The sequence below is a fragment of the Streptomyces sp. NBC_01525 genome, from assembly GCF_045040405.1.
GTDB lineage: Bacteria > Actinomycetota > Actinomycetes > Streptomycetales > Streptomycetaceae > Streptomyces > Streptomyces benahoarensis.
Genome location: NZ_CP109397.1, coordinates 4,637,884 through 4,656,583, shown reverse-complemented (window position 1 = coordinate 4,656,583; position 18,700 = coordinate 4,637,884). Strand labels below are relative to the sequence as shown.

Genomic DNA, 18,700 nt, shown 5'->3' with positions numbered 1-18,700 from the left:
ACGGAAGTGCCGTACGGGGGCGCGACTGCGTCCGGGGGCCGGGCGCCGTCAGGCGCCCTGGACGACCTGGGTGACGCCGTTGATGATCTGCTGCACGGCGAGCGCGGAGAGCATCATGCCCGCGAGCCGGGTCACCAGCACCACACCGCCGTCCTTGATGACCCGGATGATCAGCAGCGAGAACCGCATCGCCAGGTAGAGGACGACATGGATCGCCACGATGGCGGTCCACACCGCCAGCTGTGCGGTGAAGCCGTGGGCGTGCTGGACGGCGAGGATCACCGACACGATCGCGCCGGGCCCGGCCAGCAGCGGCATGCCCAGCGGGACCAGCGCCACGTTGACGTCCTTGGTCTGGGTGGGCTCCTCGGACTTGCCGGTGAGCAGGTTCAGCGCGACCAGCAGCAGGAGCAGACCACCCGCGATCATCAGGGCGGGCGTGCTGATGTGCAGCCGGCCCAGGATCTGGCGGCCGAAGAGCCCGAAGACGGCGATGACGCAGAACGCGACGGTCGCCGCCTGCCAGGCCATCCGGCGCTGGACCTTGGCGGGCCGCCCGGCGGCCAGCCCGAGAAAGATCGGGGTGATCCCGGGGGGATCCATGATGACAAAAAGGGTGACGAAGAGAGTACTGAAGGCAGCGACGTCGAACACGGTGATGAATGGCCTTGCGAGGGAGATGGAGCGGAGGGGGACGGCGCACCGGCACGGCGGCGCGCGGGCGCACCGCATCTGCACGGGCGCCGGAAGGAAGGGACCGCCGGACTCCGGCGGCGGAGGCTCAGCCGCCCGCGCCGGGGACGGGGAAGGCGCCGGTGGCCCGGCGCACGATCTCGCCGTAGATCTCCGGGTCGGTGGTGTATTCGCCCAGCTCACAGGTCTTGTGGCTGCCGTGGTAGTCGCTGGAGCCGGTGGTCAGCAACCCCAGCTCGGCGGCGAGAGAGCGCAGCCGGGCACGGGTCGGCGCATCGTGGTCCATGTGGTCGACCTCGATGCCGTCAAGACCGGCGGCGGCCAGCTCGACGAGGGCGCCCTCGGGCACACAGGCGCCACGCTTGACGGCCGCGGGGTGCGCGACGACGGCGACGCCGCCCGCGCCCTTGATCAGCCGCAGCGCCTCGAACGGGTCCAGCTCGTGCTTGTCGACGTACGCGCGGCCGTCGTTGGCCAGCCACTGCGAGGTGAACGCGTCGGAGACGGTGGGGACGACGCCCAGGTCGACCAGGGCGGTGGCCACATGCGGCCGTCCCACGGCGCCGTCACCGGCGATGGCAGCGACCTGCTCCCAGGTGATCGGGACGCCCAGCTCACGGAGCTTGGCGACCATGCCCTGGGCGCGCGGCACCCGGTCGTCGCGGAGCAGCGCCCGCTCGCGGGCGAACGCGGGCTCCTTGGGGTCGAAGAGGTAGGCGAGCATGTGCAGCCCGGTGCCTTCGACCCGGCAGGACAGCTCGGCGCCGGTGACCAGCGTCAGCCCGGCGGGCAGCGCTTCGCGCGCCGCGGCGTGCCCGGCGACGGTGTCGTGGTCGGTCAGTGCGACGACGTCCAGCCCGCGGGCGGCGGCGTGGGCCACCAGCTCGGCGGGGGTGTCCGTACCGTCGGACGCGGTGGAGTGGGTGTGCAGATCGATGCGCACGACGCTGAACTCCCCCCTGCGGGACGGGACGGTGACCGGACGGGCGCCCCGCGCGGCCGCCGTCGGCGCGCCACAGGGCGTCCCGGCAAGGATACCGGCCCGCGGAAGACCCCCGTCCGCCTCGGGGAGGACGTACGGGCACCTGCCGTACCCCCAGGACACGGGGCCGGGCCCGGGGATCAGGACAGGAGCCGCGGGGAGAGCGCCCCGCACGGCAGCAGGTCGACCTCGGCGCCCGCCTCACGCAGATCGGTGAGGACCAGATCGTCGTACATCAGCAGGCCGGACTGCTCGGGCCAGACGATCGCCCACAGCCAGAGCCCGCGGGCCTCCCCGGCGAAGACCACGCGGTCGGCCGGGGAGCCCTCGACATGCCACATCGGGGTCGGGCGGCCGGAGGTGAGGATCTTGGTGTGCGGGGCGGCGTCGACGTGCATACCGGGGCCGGGGTCCGGGCCGTCGATCCCGGCGTAACGGGCGCCGAGCCCCACGCCCAGCTCCTCGGCGATCAACAGGAGTTCGCCGGGACCGCCGAGCGGGCCGGGTCCCGAGCAGGCGACGGCGGTGGCACGGCCGCCGCTGCGGTCGTCACCGGCGCAGGCCACACCCGTGAAGAGCCAGCCGACCGGCAGCGGCCAGGGCATCCACACCGGGACCTGTGAACGGTTCACGACAACGCCGAGCGCCTCGACGCTCGGCAGGACGACCGGCTGGAGCGGCTGCACGGTGCCGTGGACGGCGCACTGCCAGGAGTCGGAGAAGAGACCGGGCGCCCGGACGCGGCCACCGCACTTCGGGCAACTGGGTTCACCCCTCATAGGGATCCACGGTCCTCCAGCCACGCGGTCGCGTCAAGGACGATCACCCGACCGGTCGGAATGTTCCGCACACCGGTACGGGGCCCGCCGGACACGGCCCAGGAGGCCGCCGCGCACCCGGCACGGGCCCCGGCGACGCCTCGCACGGTCCGGCCGCGGGCGCGCCTCACGACAGGTCCGCGCCGCCGCGCAGCGGGTCCCGCAGGTCCGTGCCCTGCGCCAGCCACCGTTCCTGGAGCGCCTCCGCGCCGTGCACCCGCTTCCACGCCGCCTCGTTGGGCGTCATCGGCAGCAGCGGCAGGAAGCGCACCGGATCCAGCGGCGCGTCCAGCTCCAGATCCTCGACGAGGCCGCCGGACGCGGCGACCAGGACGGAGGTGAACCCGGCGCCGGGCCACAGCGGTTCGCCGGTGTCCAGGGAGGCGCCCGGCGCCACCACCACGCCCTCGACCTGCGGTGACGCGGCGAGCACGGCGAGCGGCCGCAGCACCTTGTCGATATCGGCGCGGCCCGGCCGCAGCGTGATCACCAACTCGGCGCGGGGCCCGGCCACCGGGTCGGCGAAGACCACCGACGGGGGCGCGCCCAGGCCCGGCGCGGAGCCCGCCGGGTCCGTCATCGGGTGGGCGGACATCCCGAGCGAGGCGTAGCGGACCACGCCGTCACCGACGAAGCGCAGCACCTCGATGCGGTCGGTGCCGAGGAAGGTGACGGCGGCGCGGGCGTCCGGCTCGCCCAGGGCGGTGCGCAGCCGGGCTTCGACCAGATCGAGAACGTCAGACATGGGGCGAGCATAAAGCGGCCCCGCGAGGCATCCGGAGGGCCACCCGACGGCGCCGCCGCCCGGCCCCGGGGCCGGGCGGCGGACCCGGATGCGGGCGTGTCGGAGAAGGCCGTGAATCGGCTTCGTATCGAACAGGCAAAGCGGCGCGGTGGCACCACGGACGGCTGATAGCCTGCCATCTGGTCAGGGAATGACGCTGTCCCCCAGCGGGGACCGGCCGGAGGAGGTGGGGCTGCGGTGGATCCGAGTCGACCGTGCAGTACCGATAGTTCTCCTGTCATCCCGCTCGCGCAGCGAATCTTCTGAGCCGAAGGCTTCCGTACCCCGCAGTCCAGCGGGGAAACATGCGAAGTTCCTTCGCGTCGGACGGAGATGACGGAAGAGCGCCTTCGCCCTTCTGTTCCGTATCTCTCAGCGAATTCCTCGAATTCTCCGCGCGCCGTCAGTGCCCCGGCACCGAACGCCGCCCGCTTTGCGGACGTACGGCCGATGACGCCTCGTACGTCCACGTTCCGGGTTGCGTTACGCCCCGCGCACGACGGCCGGCCCGTGAAGGAGCTTGCCATGTCGATGATCCGTGACCTGCGCGCCGCCGTCCGTCCCTCCCGCCGCCGTGACGGCGCCGCCTTCGGCTACGAGAAGTCCGCCCCGGCCTGTGTGAACAGCGCCATCGTCGACTGCGCCGTCTACCGTGAGGGCCGCCGGGTGCAGGAAGCCTGCACCCCCGCCGAGGCGATGGCGAGCGTCCGGGCCGAGGGCGGCTTCGCCTGGATCGGGCTGCACGAGCCGTCGGAGGCCGAATTCGCCGGTATCGCCGCGGAGTTCGGGCTGCATCCGCTCGCCGTCGAGGACGCCGTCCACGCCCATCAGCGGCCGAAGCTGGAGCGCTACGACGACACCCTGTTCACGGTCTTCAAGACCGTCCACTACGTCGAGCACGCCGAGCTGACCGCGACCAGTGAGGTCGTGGAGACCGGCGAGGTGATGTGCTTCACCGGCCGGGACTTCATCGTGACCGTCCGGCACGGCGGCCAGGGATCGCTGCGGGCGCTGCGTCACCGCCTCCAGGACGACCCCGAGCTGCTGGCCAAGGGCTCGTCGGCGGTGTTGCACGCCATCGCCGACCAGGTCGTCGACGGGTACATCGCGGTCGCCGGTGCCGTACAGGACGACATCGACGAGGTGGAGATCGACGTCTTCAGCTCGGGCACCGGCCGGGGGGCGACCCGGGGCGGCGACGCCGGGCGGATCTACCAACTCAAGCGTGAGGTGCTGGAGTTCAAGCGCGCGGTGGGGCCGCTGCTGCGGCCGTTGCAGCTGCTGAGCGAGCGGCCGATGCGGCCCGTCGACTCCGACATCCAGAAGTACTTCCGCGACGTCGCCGACCACCTGGCGCGCGTCAACGAGCAGGTGCTCTCCTTCGACGACCTGCTCAACTCCATCCTCCAGGCCAACCTCGCGCAGGCGGCCGTCGCGCAGAACGAGGACATGCGCAAGATCACCTCGTGGGCCGCGATCTTCGCCGTCCCCACGATGATCGCCGGGATCTACGGCATGAACTTCCACTCCATGCCGGAGCTGCACTGGAAGTACGGCTACCCGGCGGTGCTGGTGGCGACCGTCGCGCTCTGCTTCGGCATCCACCGCGGCTTCAAGCGCAACGGCTGGCTCTGACGCGCCCGTACCAGGCCGATTAGGCTGACGGGCATGACATCGACCACGTCGCAGGCGCTCCAGGACCGCGCGCTCATCGAAGAGGCCACGAAGAAGTCCGGCCTGATCTGGGTACGGGGGGCCACCGGCCCGTCCCGGGCACTGTGGCATCTGTGGGTGGACGGCGCGGCGTGCCTGGTCGGCGATGGCGCGGGCGAGCAGCCGCTGGCGGATCTGGGGCTGGCCGACGGCACCACCGCGACGGTCACCGTCCGCAGCAAGGACAAGGGCGGCCGCCTCGTGGCATGGCAGGCGCGCGTCGTGGAGACGGCGCCGGACAGTGCGGCGTGGCGCACCGCGGTCGACGAACTGAAGGGCAAGCGGCTCAACGCCCCGGACGCGGAGGCGATCTTGGAGCGCTGGGCGGCCGAGTGCCGGGTGCTGCGGCTGGAGCCCGTCGGCGGCGCCGAGCAGCGCCCCGGCACCATGCCGGACGAGGCCCACGCCGCCCCGCCGCTCCCCTCCCCCGCGATCACCCGCCGCCCGGTCCCGGCGGCTCTGCCCAAGCTGCTGCGCCGGGGGCGTAAGGGCTGAGCGCCGGTGCGGGTCGCGCCCCGCGCCCCGGCCTCGCGGCCGTGTCCCTCAGCCCCCCGAAGCCGCCGAGACCTGCTTCCCGTAGTCCACGATCTGGTCGTGCGACGGCGGCTTGAGGGAGACGCCCTTGTCCCAGTCGTCGAAGCGGACCGTGCCCGCGTCGCCGCCGCGCTCCAGGCGCAGCGGGTAGGGCGTGCCCTCCAGGGAGACGTCGAGGGTGCCGCCGGAGCCCGCGCCGCCCGCGACGCGGATGGTCTTCACCCCGCCGACGGTGGCGTGGTCGCCGGTGGCGAGCGTGCCGCGCAGCGCGAGCAGGCTCGCCAGCAGCGTGTCCTTGTCGGTGAAGCCGCTGAAGCGCTTGTAGACCGGGTCGGCGGCGGGCACCTTGACGTACTTGCCGCCGAGCTTGTCCGCCGCCGCCGCGTCGTTCCCGCCGCCGCCCGCCTTCTCCCCGGCCCAGAACGCGGCGTCCGCCTTGAGGTAGAGCGCGTCGCCGACCCGCAGCAGCGCGAACGTCGACTTACGGGTGGTGAGTTGGCCCTTGGCGCCGTCGCCGGCGAGGTGCATGTCCAGCTTGTAGGTGGCGCCCTGGCTGACGAAGCTGCCGGAGAGGCGGACCGTCCCGGCGCTCTCGGCCGCCGCCCGCGCCTTCGCCTCGATCTTCGGGGCGGGCAGCTTGCCGACGCCGTTCGTCCCGGCGTCCGGATCCTCGGCGCACCCCGCCAGCGCCACGGCCAGCCCCGCGCACACCGCCCCCAGGAGCGCCGTCCGCCCGGCGCGAGGGGTGACGGCCACGGTTCGGGGGCCCGGCCCCGAGGGGGTTGCACTCACGTCGGCTCTGCCTCCTGTTACGGGTGACCTCGACAGCAGTACGGCAGCGTACCGGTCGCGCGGGGCACTTCGGCGCCCCCGCCGTCCGCCGCCGTACGGGCCGCTCGCCGGGGCGCGGACGAGCCGGGCGCGTTAGCCTGAACCCGGATTGACGCCTTTGTGCAGATATTCCCTTGTCCCTACTACCGTCCCCACACCCGATCGGCCGGAGGAACGGAGGCGCGCTGCATGGCGGTGGTGACTCCCCGGGTCTTCGTCTCGCACCTGTCCGGCGTCGCCGTCTTCGACCCCAACGGCGACCAGGTCGGACGGGTCCGCGACCTGGTCGCGATGTTGCGGACGAAGGGCAGCGGCACCCGTAAGGGCCGCCCGCCCCGGCTGCTGGGGCTGGTCGTCGAGGTCGCCGGGCGGCGCCGCGTCTTCCTGCCGATGACCCGGGTGACGGGCGTGGAGTCCGGTCAGGTCGTCACCACCGGCGTGATCAACATGCGCCGCTTCGAGCAGCGCGCCTCGGAGACGCTGGTCCTCGGCGAACTCCTCGACCGCCGGGTGCGGCTGGTGGAGACCGGCGAGGAGGTCACCGTCCTCGACATCGGCATCATCCAGCTCCCCGCCCGCCGCGACTGGGAGATCGACAAGGTCTTCGTCCGGCGGGGCAAGGGCGGGGCGCTGCGCCGCAAGGGGGAGGCGCTGACCGTCGAGTGGTCGGCGGTGACCGGGTTCTCGCTGGAGGAACACGGGCAGGGCGCGGAGAACCTGCTCGCCACCTTCGAGCAGCTGCGCCCCGCCGACCTCGCCGGGGTACTGCACCACCTGTCGGCCAAGCGCCGCGCGGAGGTCGCCGCCGCCCTCGACGACGACCGGCTCGCGGACGTCCTGGAGGAGCTGCCCGAGGACGACCAGATCGAGATCCTGGGCAAGCTGAAGGAGCAGCGCCGGGCCGACGTCCTGGAGGCGATGGACCCGGACGACGCCGCCGACCTCCTCTCCGAACTCCCCGAGGAGGAGAAGGAACGGCTGCTGACGCTGATGCGCCCGGAGGACGCCGCGGACGTCCGGCGCCTGATGGCGTACGAGGAGCGCACCGCGGGCGGTCTGATGACGACGGAGCCGATCGTGCTGCGGCCGGACGCGACGGTCGCCTACGCACTGGCCCGGGTGCGCGACCCGGACCTCTCCCCCGCGCTGGCCGCCCAGATCTACGTCTGCCGGCCGCCCGACGAGACGCCGACGGGCAAGTTCCTCGGCGTGGTCCACTTCCAGCGGCTGCTGCGCGATCCGCCGTTCACGCTGGTCAGCTCGATCGCCGACACCGATCTGCCGCCGCTGCCACCGGACGCCACGCTGCCCGAGGTGACCCGTCATCTGGCGACGTACAACCTCGTCTCCGCGCCGGTCGTCGACGACGGCGGCTCGCTGCTGGGCGCCGTCACCGTCGATGACGTCCTCGACCATCTGCTGCCGGACGACTGGCGGGAGACGGAGCTGCACGGCGAGGAGCTGAGTCCGCCCGAGGACGCCGGGTGGGCGCCGGAGGTGGACGACGGTGGGGCCTGAGGAGCGGGGCGGCGTCCGGGCACGGGCGAACGGTTCGTCGGCGCTGCGACGCGGTGCGAACGAGCGCCCCCGGGTCCGCCTCGACCAGCCGCGGGTGCCGCGCCGCTCCCTGCTGCCGGAGTACGACCCGGACGCGTTCGGGCGTATGTCGGAGAAGATCGCCCGCTTCCTGGGCACGGGCCGGTTCCTCGTCTGGATGACGGTGACCATCATCCTGTGGATCGGCTGGAACGTCACCGTGCCCCTGAGCCTCCGGTTCGACCAGTACCCGTTCATCCTCCTGACGCTGGCGCTCTCCCTCCAGGCGTCGTACGCGGCGCCGCTGATCCTGCTGGCGCAGAACCGTCAGGACGACCGCGACCGCGTCACCCACGAGCAGGACCGTGGCCGCAACGACCGGTCGATCGCCGACACCGAGTACCTGACGCGGGAGATCGCGGCGCTCCGGCTGGGCCTGGGCGAGGTCGCCACCCGCGACTGGATCCGCTCCGAGCTGGCGGAGCTGATCAGGGAGCTGGAGACGCGGCAGCCGGACGAGGCGGAGCGTGACGAACGCGACCGCTGAACGGGCTTTCCGCCACACGCCTACCCCGCCGTAATATCGAGGCATGGCTACCGACACGCCCCCAGGCGCCGCGCCGAGCGAGGACGCGGTCCGCGACGCGCTCGCGACGGTGAACGACCCCGAGATCCACCGCCCCATCACCGAACTGGGGATGGTCAAATCGGTGGACATCGCGGCGGACGGCGCGGTGGCGGTCGTCGTCTACCTCACCGTCTCCGGCTGCCCGATGCGCGAGACGATCATCTCCGGCGTCCGCGAGGCGGTCTCCCGCGTCGACGGCGTCACCGGCGTGAGCGTCGAGCTGGACGTGATGAGCGACGAGCAGCGCAAGGAGCTGGCGGCGGCGCTGCGCGGCACCACCGCCGAGCGCGAGGTGCCGTTCGCCAAGCCCGGTTCGCTGACCCGCGTCTACGCGGTCGCCTCCGGCAAGGGCGGCGTCGGCAAGTCGTCGGTGACGGTCAACGTCGCCGCGGCGATGGCGGCGGACGGTCTGAAGGTCGGTGTCGTGGACGCCGACATCTACGGTCACTCCGTCCCGCGGATGCTGGGCGCCGACGGCCGTCCCACCCAGGTCGAGAACATGATCATGCCGCCGTCGGCGCACGGCGTGAAGGTCATCTCCATCGGCATGTTCACGCCCGGCAACGCCCCGGTCGTCTGGCGCGGCCCGATGCTGCACCGCGCCCTCCAGCAGTTCCTCGCCGATGTGTACTGGGGCGACCTCGACGTCCTCCTCCTCGACCTGCCGCCCGGCACCGGCGACATCGCCATCTCGGTGGCGCAGCTCGTCCCGAACGCCGAGATCCTGGTCGTCACCACGCCCCAGCAGGCGGCGGCCGAGGTCGCCGAGCGGGCCGGGTCGATCGCGGTGCAGACCCACCAGAAGATCGTCGGCGTGGTCGAGAACATGTCCGGGCTGCCGTGCCCGCACTGCGACGAGATGGTCGATGTGTTCGGCACCGGCGGCGGCGAACGGGTTGCCGAGGGCCTGACGAAGACGACCGGTGCCAAGGTGCCGGTGCTCGGGTCCATCCCGATCGACGTCCGGCTGCGCGAGGGCGGCGACGAGGGCAAGCCGGTGGTGCTGAGCGACCCCGACTCCCCCGCGGGCGCTGCGATCCGCGCCATCGCCGGAAAGCTCGGCGGCCGTCAGCGCGGCCTCCAGGGCATGTCGCTGGGGATCACCCCGCGCAACAAGTTCTGACCTGCTGACCTGCGGCGGACCGTCCGCCGAAGAGGCGGATCCTCCGCCACACCGCCGAGGGGGCGGACCGGAAGTCTCCGGTCCGCCCCCTCGCCGCATCGGCGCCGCGCTCAGCCCTCGTACGCGGCGAGGTCCTTGATCGCCCCGAAGCCGAGGCCGTATGCGCTCATCCCCCGGCCGTACGCGCCGATGTGCACGCCCTCCTCGCCGCCGCCCGCCGACCCGGCCAGCACCCAGCCGTACGCGGACTCGCGGTAGCGGAACGGGGTCGGCTCACCGTCGACCGGCAGCAGCAGTTCGCTCCAGCCCTCGCCGTCGAGGTCGTCCGCCAGCTCCCAGGCGAGGGCGGTCTGCTGGTCCAGCCAGTCCTGGCGCAGCGCGCGGTCCATCGTCGACGGCCAGGTGTGCGCGAGCAGCCCGGAACCGGCGAGCCACGCGGCGGTCGAGACGGAGGTGGCGTCCAGCACGCCGGTGCCGTCGCCGCTGCGCCGCACCGGCCGCCCGGCGACCGTCACCACGACCGTGAACCGCTCGTCCTTGGGGGTCTCGACCTTTATCGTCGGCTCCTCGCCGTGGCCGGTCGCACCGTGTTCGACGGTGCCGTCGGCGGCGGCGCCGACCCGCATCAGCCAGCGCGGGCCGGTGAACGCCTCATCGAGGCCGTACCAGGGGAAGGCCGCCAGCAGATAGCCGTCGACCTTCCGCCCCGCGTCGGCCGTATCCGCCTGGGCCGCAGCCCGACTCACCGTCTCCATCTGCGCGGAGCCTCCTCGTTGCCCTGTGTCGTGGGCGGCCCGCCCCCCCTCAGGCGTCCTCACCCCGGACACCGGGAGCATAGCCACTGGCCGGGCGGGACAGAGCGCAAGGGCGTGCCCGCGACGTGCGACATCCGCCCGGTGGGCGAGTGCACCGCGGATACGGCGGAGGGAGCAGGCTCAGGTGGCGTCGGTGTCGTAGGGCGGACGCTCGCCCGGGGCCAGGCCACCGGAAGGCTTCTTCGTGAGGTCGATGCGGCCGGAGGAGGACGCGCCGTCCTTGGAGAGGTTCAGCCGTCCGCCGCCCGACGGGGCGTCGTCGTAGCTGCGGACCGCGTCGGTGACGTCGGCCATCTCCTTCTTGAGGTCGAAGCCGTCCCGGATCTCCTGAAGATCCTTCAGGCCGTACTCGTCCTTCTCCAGGACGTGCTTACGGACGAAGTTCTTCGGGCGCAGATCGTCGAACTCGAAGTCCTTGAACTCCGGGCCCAGCTCGCTGCGGATGTCCTCCTTGGCACTGTCCGAGAACGCCCGGACCTTGCGGATGAAGCCCGTCACGTCCTGGATGACCTTGGGCAGCTTGTCCGGGCCGAAGATGAGCACACCGAGGATCGCGAGAGCCAACAGCTCCGGGAGTCCTATGTCGAAGAACACCTTCAGCTCCTTGGTTGTCCGCGGCCGGTAGGCGGCCCGGGGCCAGGCCACCCCTCACGGTACCTGGCCCCGCACGCCGCACGGGAGTCACCCGCGCCAACACCGCGCAAACGATCAGCCGGTGCCGGACGAGCCGAGCGTGAGGCGGACGGTGCGGTCCTTGCCACCACGGCGCAGGGTCAACGTCAGCGTGTCGCCCGGCCGGTGGCTGCGGATCTTGACGATCAGCTCCTCGCCGCCGTGGACGGGGGCGCCGTCCAGCCGGGTGATGACATCGCCGCCCTTGATCCCGGCCTTGGCGCCGGGGCCGCCCGGGGTGACCGGGTTCCGGCCGTCCTTGGCGAGGCCGCTGACGCGCGCGCCGTCGCCCGGGTACTCCATCTCCAGCGTGACGCCGATGACCGGGTGGGTGGCCCGGCCGGTGTTGATCAGCTCCTCGGCGACCCGCTTGGCCTGGTTGATCGGTATGGCGAAGCCCAGCCCTATGCTGCCGCCCTGGGTGGTGCCGTCGGGGCTGGAGCCGTCGGCCGCGCGGATGGCGCTGTTGATCCCGATCACCCGGGCCCGGCCGTCGACCAGCGGTCCGCCGGAGTTGCCCGGGTTGATCGGCGCGTCCGTCTGTAGCGCGTCCACGTACGACACATCGCTGCCGTCGCCCTTCTCGCCGCCCGCCGTGATGGGCCGCTGCTTGGCGCTGATGATCCCGGCGGTGACGGTGTTGGCGAGGTCGTACGGCGCGCCGATGGCCACCACCGGGTCGCCGACGCGCACCGCGTCGGAGTTGCCGAGGGTGAGCGGGTGCAGCCCGGAGACGCCGTCGACCTGGACGACGGCGAGGTCGTAGCCGCTGTCGCGGCCCACCACGCGCGCCTTGGCGGTCTGCCCGCCGCTGAACGTCACCGAGATCTCGCCGCCGTCCCCGGCGGGCTCCACGACGTGGTTGTTGGTGAGGATGTGGCCCTGTGTGTCGAGGACGAAGCCGGTGCCGGTGCCCTGCTCGGCGTTGCCCCGTACGTGGAGCGTGACCACTCCGGGCAGCGCGGTCTGCGCGATCCCGGCGACGCTGTGCGGATCGCGGGGCCGGGGCGCCTCGTCGTCCTGCGGCAGGATGATGTCGCCCGGCCCGCCGTGGCGTTCGACGTACACACCGACGGTGCCGCCCACGCCCCCGGCGAGCAGCGCCAGCAGCACCGCGCCGACGACGAGCGGGCCACGCCTCGCACGCCGGACCGGCGGCGGCACGGCGAGGCCGTGCTGCCCCGGCGGGCTCCACGGGTCGTACTGCTGCCAGGCGCCGCCCGGGTGCGCCGGGACGAGGTGGCCGTGCTCACCGGACGCCTCGTGGTGCGGTACGGGCCGCTCCGGCGGCAGCGGCGCGTCGGCGCCCACGACGGCGGGCAGCGGCACGAACCCGCCGCCGTCCGTCCCGTTCCCGCCCTGCGGATACGGCTGCGGGGAAACGGGCAGCTCGGCCGGGAGCGGCTGCTCACCGTACGGCAGCGCGGGCGCCTGCGGCGGCAGCGCCCCCGGCAGCGGTGGCGCGGCGGTGCCGTAGCCGCCCGCCGCGACGGTCTGCGGCAGCTGGGTACCGTGCGCCGGAGTGGTCACCGGCCGCTGCACCGGCGGCGCGGGCGCCCAGGGCCCGGGGTCGCCGTAGGGGGGCGTGCCGTAGGGGTCCTGGGGGTGGCGGGGGCGGGGGCGGTCGGAGGCAGCGGCCGGACTGCCCGTCGGTGCGGGTGCCGCGTCGGGCTCGGCCTTGGTGAGCTGCACGGTGGCGCGGGAGACGGGGACAGTGGGCTCGGCGGCAGGTGCCTCGGCGGGGGCTTCGGGCGCGCCCGGGGCCCCGGGCGCCGCGACGGCTTCCGGACCGGCCGGGGACGACGCCGCCCGGGCCGCGGAACCGGCCGCGACCGAGGCCCGCGTGGCCGCCAGCGGCTCCGGCGGCGGCCACTCGTCGACGGGCAGGGGCTGGGCCCCGGGCGAGGCGACCGGCTGCGGACCGGTGGAGGCCGAAGCAGCGGGCTGCGGCGAGGCCGCACCGGAGGCACCCGGCTGCGGGCCCGCGCCGCCCGCGGGCAACGGCTGTGCCCCAGCCGAGGCCGGGGCACCAGGCTGGGTGCCGCCCGAGGTGCCCGGCTGCGGGCCCGTACCGTCGATGGGCGGCGCGCCCGTACCGGCGGCGGGAAGGGCCGGCTCCGGCAGGGCCCCGCTCCCCTCGGCGGCCACCGGCTGGGGCTGCGGACCCGGTCCCGGGTGGGGCTGGGGGTCGGGGGTGTGCCCCGGCCGGCTCCACCACTTCAGCTTCGGCCCGGTGGCCGTACCGTCGTCCATGCTCTCCCCACCATTCGCCCGCACCTGCGCGGGCCACCGCCACCTCGCGGACCGTGCGCACGTCGACGACACGCACCGCCCCGCAGCGATTCAACCAGTTCCCTGTGACAGAGCGCGGCGGCGGTCAGCGCGGAGCAGCGGCGGGCGGGCGGGAGGCGGGGGTGGGGGATGCCGCGGAGCCGACGAGCGGGCGGAGAGGCCCGGCGACGGGGGTGTACGGGCCCGGGGCGCGGGCGGTACCGACGGTGAGGGGTGCGGGGTGCCGGTCGGCGTCCTGACCGGGCGGGGCTATCAACGGGCCGAAGCGGCCACCGGACGGTATCCGTGCCGGGGGTGAGGAGGTCGGCACGGAGGGGCCGTAGAGGCCCGTCGCGCCGGGCGCCACGGACGCGACCGGACCGGCGACTCCCCCGGAGGTCAGCAGCCCGGCGTCGCGGAGCGGATTGCTCCCGGCGACCGGGGTGGCGCTGAGCGGGACGACGGCGGTGCCGGTGCCGTCCTGGCGGCCCGACGGGTCGATCGCGGCCTCCAGCGGCAGCGTGCCACCCAGGGCGAGGGCGGCCAGCGAGACGGCCCCGGCCGCGGCGAACGCGAAGCGGCGGCGCGGCGCCGCCGAACGCTCGCTCTCATGGATACGGAAGCCCCGCTGCCGGGGCGCGCGGACGTCGCTCGCATGCGCACCGGAGGAGGGCGGATAGCCGAAGCCGCCGCCGTCCCGGTCGAATTCGGCGCGTCCGAAGGCGCCCAGCCCGCCGCCGGGGCCGTCCGGATCTCCTCCGGGCAGCCCCTGCAACCGCGCCAACAACCCCTCGGAGGGGCCGGGTGGCGCGGCCTGCGCGAAGACGCTCTTGAGCCGACGCTGGGCGTCGGCCTCCGCCTTGCACCGTCCGCAGGTCGCCAGGTGCGCGAGCACCCGCTCCCGCGCGTCATGTCCCAACTCGCCGTCGACCAGGGCTGCGAGGCGGTCACCGAGATGCTGCTCGGCGGGGGAAGCACCGCCAATGGGGCTCACGCGATTCCGACCTCCCCGGTGGACACCGCGGCCAGCGACCGCTGCTCGCGCTCCTCGGCCCGCACCTGCGGGGAGCGGTGCTTGAGCGCCTTGCGCAGATGCGAGCGGCCACGGTGGATCCGGCTGCGGACCGTGCCGAGCTTCACGCCGAGCGTCGCGGCGATCTCCTCGTACGACAGGCCCTCGATGTCGCACAGGACGACGGCGGCGCGGAACTCCGGCGCCAGGGTGTCCAGCGCCTGCTGTACATCCGCGTCGAAGTGGGTGTCGTTGAAGTGCTGCTGCGGCGACGGCTCCCGGCTGGGCAGCCGCTCGGCGGCGTCGTCGGCCAGCGCGTCGAAGCGGATGCGCTGGCGGCGGCGGACCATGTCCAGGAAGAGGTTGGTCGTGATGCGGTGCAGCCAGCCCTCGAACGTCCCCGGCGTGTACGTCGACAGCGAACGGAAGACGCGGACGAACACTTCCTGGGTGAGGTCCTCGGCGTCGTGCTGGTTGCCGGTGAGGCGGTAGGCGAGACGGTAGACCCGGGCGCTGTGGGTGCTGACGATCTCCTCCCAACTGGGGGGAGTCCACGCCTGCGCATCCGCGTCTGCGGCGAAGGTCGCGGTAGGAGCGGAGTGGTGGGTGCGGAGACGGTCAGCGGTGTTGGTCACGGATTTCGGCTCGACGAACGGCCGTCTCAGGCGTCTGCGCCCTCGGCGGTCACCCGTCGCAGCCGCACCTCCCCTGGTGGCTCTGGTGGTGTCCAGTAGAGCCCCTACCATATCCACCTCGCCCGTTAGCTCCGGATAAGCAGTTTTGACCTGCATTTGGTCCTGCTTCTGTGCTTGCTTCACGTCTCCGTCGGTCTTCACCCGCGCATCCCCCCTGTCCCCCGTCAACGCCCGGTCCCATCTGCGGGTTCCCGCACGCAGCGGATACAGTCACCGTTGCGTCAACTACGGGGACAGGAGAGGGCCATTACCGGCAACCGGCAGACGGGCCTGGCATTCGCCGAGGCGTACGGCGCCGGGACCATCGACGACGCGACCGACATCGCCCTGCGCTGGTCCCGTGGCTGCGCCCGCGACGCCGGGATCCGTACGGTGTCGACCGCCACCGGAGCCGCACTGCGCATGCTCGCCGCCACCGCCGGGGCCAAGGCCATCGCCGAGATCGGCACCGGCACGGGCGTGTCGGGCATCTACCTCCTGCACGGTATGCGGCCGGACGGCGTGCTGACCACCGTCGATCTCGAACCGCAGCGGCAGACCTTCGCCAAGCAGGCGTTCCGCGAGGCGGGCTTCGCCGGGAACCGCGCGCGGTTCATCCCCGGCCGGGCGCTGGACGTCCTGCCGCGGCTCGCCGACGGCGGCTACGACCTGGTGTTCTGCGACGGCGATCTGGGCGAGTGCACCGACTATCTCGCCGAGGCGCTGCGACTGCTGCGCCCCGGCGGTCTGGTCTGCTTCGCGGGGGTCTTCGCCGACGGCCGCACCGTCGACTCCGGCGCGCAGCCCGACGAGGTGCTGCGCCTGCGCGAGCTGCTGCGTGCCGTCCGGGACAGCTCCCTGCTCGTACCGTCGCTGCTGCCGGTCGGCGACGGTCTGCTGTGCGCGGTCAAACGCGGCTGAGGCGTCCGACAGGGCCACGGCACCGGCCCCGGAGCGCGCCGCCGCGACGACGAGCCGCCCGTCACGACGAACGGCCCCGGCGGGAGCGCACGAGGCGCGCCGGCCGGGGCCGTGATCATCGGCTGGGGGTACCAGGGGTCAGCGCCCCAGGGAACCGCAGCAGTTCGGGCCGCCCTCTCAGACGGTGACCTTTTCCAGTGCCTCACCCAGGGCCTTGGCTTCGTCGGGTGTCAGCTCGACGACGAGTCGCCCGCCGCCTTCGAGCGGAACCCGCATGACGATGCCCCGCCCCTCCTTGGTCACCTCGAGCGGGCCGTCACCCGTCCGCGGCTTCATGGCCGCCATGCTCGTTCCCCTTCCTGAAACCAGCTCAACCTCAGCCGACCGCCGACGGCCGCATCTCCGCATGCGTCACCGGCATCGAACACATTGCTTCCAGGCCATTATCCCGCATCGAACGACCCGATGACCAACATCGGACAGCTTCCCTTCGGCAACGCGCTCCCCCAAACCCCCTCAATTCGGTGAGTGGCCTGCGATACTGCGCCACCCTGCACACCCCGGGCCACCCTCATTCTTTGACGTACGTCACATGCCGGGGCCGGATGATCTCCGGCATCCTGAGCGCTGACCGCCCCCGACGGGCGGCGCCACCCGCGACGGAGGGATCCTCACTCATGGCCGACACCGTGCTCTACGACGTGACCGACGGACTCGCCACGATCACCCTCAACCGCCCCGACGCGATGAATGCCCTGAACATCGACGCGAAGGTGACGCTCCGGGACCGTCTGCGGGACGCGGCGGCCGATCCCGCCGTCCGCGCCGTCCTGCTGACCGCCACCGGCCGCGCGTTCTGCGTCGGCCAGGACCTCAAGGAGCACATCGGGCTGCTCGCCGCGGACCGGGAGAGCGGCGACGGCGCCACCATGAGCACCGTGCGGGAGCACTACAACCCCATCGTCACGGCGCTCGCCGGGATGCCCAAGCCGGTGGTGGCGGGCGTCAACGGCGTCGCGGCGGGCGCCGGTTTCGGCTTCGCACTCGCCGCCGACCACCGCGTCGTCGCCGACTCGGCGTCCTTCAACACCTCCTTCGCCGGGGTCGCGCTCACCGCCGACTCCGGGGTGTCCTGGACGCTGCCGCGCGTCGTCGGACCGGGCCGCGCCGCCGACCTGCTGCTCTTCCCCCGCAGCATCGACGCGCAGGAGGCGTACGCGCTGGGCATCGCGAGCGAGGTCGTGCCCGCCGCGGAGCTGGCCGACCGGGCGGCGGCCGTCGCCCGGCGCCTCGCCGCGGGCCCGACCCTCGCGTACGCCGCGCTCAAGGAGTCGCTGGCCTTCGGCGCCGGGCACACCCTGGCCGACACGCTCGCCAAGGAGGAGGAACTCCAGGCGCGGGCCGGTGCCTCCGAGGACCACCACATCGCCGTCGAGGCGTTCGTGAAGAAGGAGAAGCCGGTCTACCTCGGGCGCTGACCCGGGGCGCGCCGCCCGGACCGGAACGGCGGGGCGGCCCGGTGCTCAGCCCGCGGCCGCCGCCCGCTCCGTCGCCTCCCGGGCGTGGCATCCGGTGAGATGGTCGTTGACCAGGCCGCACGCCTGCATCAGCGCGTACGCGGTGGTCGGGCCGACGAAGCGGAAGCCGCGTTTCTTGAGGTCCTTGGCGAGCGCGGTGGACTCCGGGGTCACCGGCAGGACGTCGGCGAAGGTACGCGGCGCCGGGCGGCCCGCCCGCTCGGGCGCGTACGACCAGATCAGGGCGTCCAGCTCGCCGGGGGCCAGCGCGGCGGCGAGCCGGGCGTTGCCGAGCGTCGCGGCGATCTTGGCGCGATTGCGGATGATGCCGGGGTCGGCGAGGAGCCGCTCGGCGTCGGCATCGGTGAACCGCGCGACCTCGGCGATGCCGAACCCGGCGAACGCGGCGCGGAACGCCTCCCGGCGGCGCAGGATCGTGATCCAGGACAGGCCGGACTGGAACGCCTCCAGGCACATCCGCTCGAAGAGCGCATCGTCGCCGTGGACCGGGCGGCCCCACTCCGTGTCGTGGTACGCGCGGTAATCGGCCATCTTCTCGGACTCCATGCCCCAGGGGCAGCGCGGAACGCCGTCCGGGGCGCTCACCACACCCGTCATGACCGGCCCTCCGACTCCGGCGCCGCGGTGGCCCCGCCGTCCGCCTCCGGCTCCTCGCCGGTCGGCCGGACCCGCTTCGTCGTCCGCATCGTCTCCCCGCTTCCGTCGTTCCCCTCCGCAGGGCCGGGGCCCTGTCCCTCGGGCGGTGCCGCCGCCCCGGTCGGTGCGTCGTCCGCGGACCCGTCGTCCCGGATCAGGCCCGGGCCGCCCATGGACGCGGCGTGGACGCCCGCCAGCGCGGCCTCCAGCTCCGCGATCCGGGCGTCCCGCTCGGCCAGCTCGGCGCCGATGCGGTCGAGGGCGTCGTCGACGTCGTTCATGCGGTAGCCGCGGACGGTGACCGCGAAGCGTACGGCGTCGATGTCGGCGCGGGTCAGCGGGCGTTCCTGGGGCAGCGGGTCGTAGAGCTGCTCCGGCTCGGTGTCGCGCAGCCCGGCGCGCTCGCCGCCCACGACGACGAGGGTGACCACGGCGACCACCACGACCATGGCGATCAGCAGAAACCAGAACACGACCAACTCCCCGGAAGATGCACCTGCCCCGATCGTGCCATGCGGG

20 protein-coding genes are annotated in these 18,700 nt (G+C 73.4%); 7 read left to right on the top strand and 13 right to left on the bottom strand.

Annotated elements, in window-relative coordinates:
- Positions 1-48 precede the first annotated feature (48 nt).
- From OG422_RS20980 to OG422_RS20965, 4 genes are all read right to left on the bottom strand, one after another.
- The gene (locus tag OG422_RS20980; RefSeq protein WP_143941494.1) at positions 49-654 is read right to left on the bottom strand and encodes a MarC family protein; all 606 of its coding nucleotides are present in this window, start codon (positions 652-654) and stop codon (positions 49-51) included.
- A gap of 127 nt (positions 655-781) precedes the next feature.
- Positions 782-1,636 carry a PHP domain-containing protein gene (locus OG422_RS20975; RefSeq protein WP_405744313.1) on the bottom strand — a complete coding sequence of 285 codons (855 nt, stop codon included), beginning with the start codon at positions 1,634-1,636 and terminating at the stop codon, positions 782-784.
- A 179-nt stretch (positions 1,637-1,815) separates the two neighbouring features.
- A complete protein-coding gene (locus OG422_RS20970) occupies positions 1,816-2,454 on the bottom strand; it encodes a DUF6758 family protein (RefSeq protein WP_405744310.1) in 639 nt (212 codons plus the stop codon).
- A 166-nt stretch (positions 2,455-2,620) separates the two neighbouring features.
- On the bottom strand, positions 2,621-3,238 hold the full coding sequence (locus tag OG422_RS20965) for a suppressor of fused domain protein (RefSeq protein WP_143941491.1): 618 nt from the start codon (positions 3,236-3,238) through the stop codon (positions 2,621-2,623).
- Between the two features lie 564 nt (positions 3,239-3,802).
- Between OG422_RS20965 and OG422_RS20960 the strand changes: the two genes are divergently transcribed.
- Both OG422_RS20960 and OG422_RS20955 read left to right on the top strand, forming a co-directional pair.
- On the top strand, positions 3,803-4,912 hold the full coding sequence (locus tag OG422_RS20960; RefSeq protein ID WP_143941490.1) for a magnesium and cobalt transport protein CorA: 1,110 nt from the start codon (positions 3,803-3,805) through the stop codon (positions 4,910-4,912).
- A gap of 33 nt (positions 4,913-4,945) precedes the next feature.
- On the top strand, positions 4,946-5,485 hold the full coding sequence (locus tag OG422_RS20955) for a hypothetical protein (protein WP_405744307.1): 540 nt from the start codon (positions 4,946-4,948) through the stop codon (positions 5,483-5,485).
- Positions 5,486-5,533: 48 nt separating this feature from the next.
- Here the strand turns inward: OG422_RS20955 and OG422_RS20950 are convergent, their stop codons facing one another.
- Complete coding sequence (locus OG422_RS20950; protein ID WP_405744304.1) at positions 5,534-6,316, bottom strand: hypothetical protein; 783 nt, start codon at positions 6,314-6,316, stop codon at positions 5,534-5,536.
- Between the two features lie 228 nt (positions 6,317-6,544).
- Between OG422_RS20950 and OG422_RS20945 the strand changes: the two genes are divergently transcribed.
- From OG422_RS20945 to OG422_RS20935, 3 genes are read left to right on the top strand one after another with little or no spacing between them, the layout of a single operon-like run.
- Positions 6,545-7,873: a magnesium transporter MgtE N-terminal domain-containing protein gene (locus tag OG422_RS20945; RefSeq protein ID WP_405744301.1), complete on the top strand. Its 1,329-nt coding sequence runs from the start codon at positions 6,545-6,547 to the stop codon at positions 7,871-7,873.
- Positions 7,863-8,438: a DUF1003 domain-containing protein gene (locus OG422_RS20940; RefSeq protein ID WP_405744298.1), complete on the top strand. Its 576-nt coding sequence runs from the start codon at positions 7,863-7,865 to the stop codon at positions 8,436-8,438. The genes OG422_RS20945 and OG422_RS20940 overlap by 11 nt, the downstream gene beginning before the upstream one ends.
- 43 nt (positions 8,439-8,481) lie before the next feature.
- Entirely contained in the window at positions 8,482-9,642 is a 1,161-nt protein-coding gene (locus OG422_RS20935) for an Mrp/NBP35 family ATP-binding protein (protein WP_143943743.1), read from the top strand.
- Between the two features lie 110 nt (positions 9,643-9,752).
- On the opposite strand, the gene OG422_RS20930 is transcribed toward OG422_RS20935, so the two are convergent.
- The 5 genes from OG422_RS20930 to sigE form a co-directional block, all read right to left on the bottom strand.
- On the bottom strand, positions 9,753-10,397 hold the full coding sequence (locus OG422_RS20930) for a hypothetical protein (protein ID WP_143943744.1): 645 nt from the start codon (positions 10,395-10,397) through the stop codon (positions 9,753-9,755).
- A gap of 180 nt (positions 10,398-10,577) precedes the next feature.
- A complete protein-coding gene (locus OG422_RS20925; protein ID WP_143943747.1) occupies positions 10,578-11,051 on the bottom strand; it encodes a sec-independent translocase in 474 nt (157 codons plus the stop codon).
- Between the two features lie 114 nt (positions 11,052-11,165).
- Positions 11,166-13,382, bottom strand: coding sequence for a trypsin-like peptidase domain-containing protein (locus OG422_RS20920; protein ID WP_405744295.1), 2,217 nt, complete (start codon positions 13,380-13,382; stop codon positions 11,166-11,168).
- 124 nt (positions 13,383-13,506) lie between these two features.
- Entirely contained in the window at positions 13,507-14,394 is an 888-nt protein-coding gene (locus OG422_RS20915) for an anti-sigma factor family protein (RefSeq protein ID WP_405744292.1), read from the bottom strand.
- Positions 14,391-15,158: an RNA polymerase sigma factor SigE gene (gene sigE, locus OG422_RS20910; protein ID WP_143941659.1), complete on the bottom strand. Its 768-nt coding sequence runs from the start codon at positions 15,156-15,158 to the stop codon at positions 14,391-14,393. The genes OG422_RS20915 and sigE overlap by 4 nt, the downstream gene beginning before the upstream one ends.
- Positions 15,159-15,323: 165 nt before the next feature.
- On the opposite strand from sigE, the gene OG422_RS20905 reads away from it, so the two are divergent.
- Positions 15,324-16,007, top strand: coding sequence for an O-methyltransferase (locus OG422_RS20905; protein WP_143941642.1), 684 nt, complete (start codon positions 15,324-15,326; stop codon positions 16,005-16,007).
- A 177-nt stretch (positions 16,008-16,184) separates the two neighbouring features.
- Here OG422_RS20905 and OG422_RS20900 read toward each other — a convergent pair whose 3' ends face one another.
- Positions 16,185-16,352, bottom strand: coding sequence for a DUF3117 domain-containing protein (locus OG422_RS20900; protein ID WP_003985072.1), 168 nt, complete (start codon positions 16,350-16,352; stop codon positions 16,185-16,187).
- A 332-nt stretch (positions 16,353-16,684) separates the two neighbouring features.
- Here OG422_RS20900 and OG422_RS20895 point away from each other — a divergent pair, with 332 nt between their 5' ends.
- A complete protein-coding gene (locus OG422_RS20895; RefSeq protein WP_143941644.1) occupies positions 16,685-17,485 on the top strand; it encodes an enoyl-CoA hydratase/isomerase family protein in 801 nt (266 codons plus the stop codon).
- 45 nt (positions 17,486-17,530) lie between these two features.
- Here the strand turns inward: OG422_RS20895 and OG422_RS20890 are convergent, their stop codons facing one another.
- The gene (locus OG422_RS20890) at positions 17,531-18,142 is read right to left on the bottom strand and encodes a DNA-3-methyladenine glycosylase I (RefSeq protein WP_405744288.1); all 612 of its coding nucleotides are present in this window, start codon (positions 18,140-18,142) and stop codon (positions 17,531-17,533) included.
- A complete protein-coding gene (locus OG422_RS20885) occupies positions 18,139-18,654 on the bottom strand; it encodes a DivIVA domain-containing protein (RefSeq protein ID WP_405744285.1) in 516 nt (171 codons plus the stop codon). The genes OG422_RS20890 and OG422_RS20885 overlap by 4 nt, the downstream gene beginning before the upstream one ends.
- Positions 18,655-18,700 lie beyond the last annotated feature (46 nt).

Excerpts from the sequence above, each read along its gene's own strand:
- OG422_RS20930 (WP_143943744.1), bottom strand. The coding sequence starts at position 10,397 with ATGGAGACGGTGAGTCGGGCTGCGGCCCAGGCGGATACGGCCGACGCG.
- OG422_RS20960 (WP_143941490.1), top strand. The coding sequence starts at position 3,803 with ATGTCGATGATCCGTGACCTGCGCGCCGCCGTCCGTCCCTCCCGCCGC.
- OG422_RS20970 (WP_405744310.1), bottom strand. The coding sequence starts at position 2,454 with ATGAGGGGTGAACCCAGTTGCCCGAAGTGCGGTGGCCGCGTCCGGGCG.
- OG422_RS20935 (WP_143943743.1), top strand. The coding sequence starts at position 8,482 with ATGGCTACCGACACGCCCCCAGGCGCCGCGCCGAGCGAGGACGCGGTC.
- OG422_RS20895 (WP_143941644.1), top strand. The coding sequence starts at position 16,685 with ATGGCCGACACCGTGCTCTACGACGTGACCGACGGACTCGCCACGATC.
- OG422_RS20965 (WP_143941491.1), bottom strand. The coding sequence starts at position 3,238 with ATGTCTGACGTTCTCGATCTGGTCGAAGCCCGGCTGCGCACCGCCCTG.
- OG422_RS20900 (WP_003985072.1), bottom strand. The coding sequence starts at position 16,352 with ATGGCGGCCATGAAGCCGCGGACGGGTGACGGCCCGCTCGAGGTGACC.
- OG422_RS20920 (WP_405744295.1), bottom strand. The coding sequence starts at position 13,382 with ATGGACGACGGTACGGCCACCGGGCCGAAGCTGAAGTGGTGGAGCCGG.
- OG422_RS20890 (WP_405744288.1), bottom strand. The coding sequence starts at position 18,142 with ATGACGGGTGTGGTGAGCGCCCCGGACGGCGTTCCGCGCTGCCCCTGG.
- sigE (WP_143941659.1), bottom strand. The coding sequence starts at position 15,158 with ATGGTAGGGGCTCTACTGGACACCACCAGAGCCACCAGGGGAGGTGCG.
- OG422_RS20945 (WP_405744301.1), top strand. The coding sequence starts at position 6,545 with ATGGCGGTGGTGACTCCCCGGGTCTTCGTCTCGCACCTGTCCGGCGTC.
- OG422_RS20955 (WP_405744307.1), top strand. The coding sequence starts at position 4,946 with ATGACATCGACCACGTCGCAGGCGCTCCAGGACCGCGCGCTCATCGAA.